We start from the raw sequence: 2509 nt of genomic DNA on the forward strand, positions 1-2509 counted from the left end.
TGAGCGCGGCGGTGCAAAAACCGGCCACGGTAGCGGCGGGATAGTCCGGCTGCGGGCGGCGTAAAAGTCGTCCACCTATTTTCCTCCTGGGGTTCGCGCAGGAGGGTTAGGGGATCTACACCGTGGAACTTTATCTGAAGGTCCGTCTGGCTTGCTCGGAGGGGATGACGCAGCGGCAGGCGGCGAAGCATTTCAACATATCGCGCGACAGCGTTGCCAAGATGCTGTCGTATTCGACCCCGCCCGGCTACCGGCGGCGGTCACCGATCCGGCGGCCGAAGCTCGACGCGTTCGTTTCGACCGTCGATCGATGGCTGGACGAGGACGTGAAGGTGCCGCGCAAGCAGCGCCACACGGCCAAGCGGGTGTTCGACCGGCTTCGCGACGAATGCGGGTTCACCGGCGGCTACACGATCATCAAGGATTACATACGCGAGCGTGAGCAGCGTCGCCAGGAGGTGTTTGTGCCTCTGTCGCATCCGCCGGGCCACGCGCAGGCCGATTTCGGCGAGGCACTGGTGATGATCGGCGGGGTGGAGCGGAAGGCGCACTTCTTCGTGCTGGATCTGCCGCACAGCGACGGCTGCTATGTGCGGGCCTATCCGGCGGCGGTGTCGGAGGCTTGGGTCGATGGCCACATCCATGCGTTCGCCTTCTTCGGGGCCGTTCCGCAATCGATCGTCTACGACAACGATCGCTGTCTGGTGGCGAAGATCCTGCCCGACGGCACACGCAAGCGGGCAACGCTGTTCAGCGGATTCCTATCGCATTACCTGATCCGGGATCGGTATGGCCGGCCCGGCAAGGGCAACGACAAGGGAAGCGTCGAGGGTCTTGTCGGTTATGCCCGGCGCAACTTCATGGTCCCGATTCCGCAATTTGCGACATGGGATGCATTCAACACCTGGTTGGAAGAGCAATGTCGTAAGCGTCAGCGCGACAGGCTGCGTGGTGAGACCGAGACGATCGGGGAGCGCTTGCTGCGCGATCTCGCCGCCATGCGTCCGTTGCCGGCGTCGCCTTTGGAGGCGTGCGACCAGGCCAGCGCCCGTGTCACGGCCCAGTCGCTGGTGCGATACAAGACCAACGACTACTCCGTTCCGGTCGCCTTCGGCCATCAAGAGGTCTGGGTTCGCGGCTATGTCGACGAGGTGGTCATCGGCTGCCGTGGCGAGATCATCGCCCGTCATCCTCGAAGCTGGGAGCGGGAAGACGTCGTCTTCGATCCGCTGCATTACCTGCCGCTGATCGAGCGGAAGATCAACGCGCTGGATCAGGCAGCGCCCTTGCAAGGCTGGGACCTGCCTGAGGAGTTCGCCACGCTGCGCCGCCTCATGGAGGCGCGTATGAACAAGCACGGCCGGCGCGAGTATGTGCAGGTGCTGCGGCTGCTGGAAAGCTTCGAACTCGCCGACCTGCATGCGGCGGTGAAGCAGGCCCTTCAGCTTGGCGCAATTGGCTTCGATGCCGTCAAACATCTTCTCCTGTGCCGGGTGGAGCGTCGGCCGCCGCGACTGGACCTGTCCATCTATCCCTACCTGCCGAGAGCAAATGTCGAGACGACCTCGACAAAGGCGTACATGCGGCTTCTGTCGGCGGATGCAGGAGAGGCGGCATGAGCACCGAAGCTCCCGAGATCCTGCTCTCCCACTATCTCAAAACCCTCAAGCTGCCGACCTTCCAGCGCGAGTATCAAAAGCTTGCCCGACTATGCGCCACCGAGAGCGTCGATCATGTCGGATATCTCACCCGACTTGCCGAGCGGGAGATGATCGAACGGGACCGCCGCAAGGTCGAACGCCGCATCAAGGCGGCAAGGTTCCCGGTCGTCAAAAGCCTCGACAGCTTCGACTTCGCCGCCATCCCGAAGCTCAACAGGATGCAGGTGCTGGAACTGGCACGCTGCGAATGGATCGAGCGGCGCGAGAACGTCATCGCCCTTGGTCCCAGCGGCACGGGTAAGACACATGTGGCGCTCGGCCTCGGACTTGCGGCGTGTCAGAAGGGCCTGCCCGTCGGCTTTATCACCGCCGCCGCCCTGGTCAGCGAGATGATGGAGGCGCGCGACGAGCGGCGATTGCTCCGCTTCCAGAAGCAGATGACCGGATACAAACTCCTCATCATCGATGAACTCGGCTTCGTGCCGCTGTCCAAGACCGGCGCGGAGTTGCTATTCGAGCTGATCTCGCAACGCTACGAACGCGGCGCGACGCTGATCACCAGCAATCTGCCTTTCGATGAATGGACAGAGACGTTGGGCTCCGAGCGTCTGACCGGCGCACTGCTCGATCGCATCACCCACCACGTCAACATCCTCGAGATGAACGGCGAAAGCTACCGTCTCGCCCAAAGCCGCGCCCGAAAGGCAGGCTGAAACCCTCAAGGGAATCGCCGACGCCGCAAGCGGCAAACTGTGGTCGGGCTACGCCCTCCCGCCGTTCCCCGCTTGCCGGCCCAAGTGGCCTACTTTTGCGCCGCCCAACGGCCTGGTTTTGCGCCGCCATTGACA

2 protein-coding genes are annotated in these 2509 nt (G+C 63.2%); both read left to right on the forward strand.

Going from position 1 to position 2509, the window contains the following annotated elements:
- Positions 1-122: 122 nt before the first annotated feature.
- Positions 123-1619, forward strand: coding sequence for an IS21 family transposase (istA, locus tag ACH196_RS37945; RefSeq protein WP_396651966.1), 1497 nt, complete (start codon positions 123-125; stop codon positions 1617-1619).
- On the forward strand, positions 1616-2374 hold the full coding sequence (gene istB, locus ACH196_RS37950; RefSeq protein ID WP_396651967.1) for an IS21-like element helper ATPase IstB: 759 nt from the start codon (positions 1616-1618) through the stop codon (positions 2372-2374). Before istA ends, istB begins: the two co-directional genes overlap by 4 nt.
- Positions 2375-2509 lie beyond the last annotated feature (135 nt).

The organism is Mesorhizobium sp. IMUNJ 23232 (genome assembly GCF_044326205.1).
Classification (GTDB): Bacteria; Pseudomonadota; Alphaproteobacteria; order Rhizobiales; family Rhizobiaceae; genus Kumtagia.

Excerpts from the sequence above, each read along its gene's own strand:
- istB (WP_396651967.1), top strand. The coding sequence starts at position 1,616 with ATGAGCACCGAAGCTCCCGAGATCCTGCTCTCCCACTATCTCAAAACC.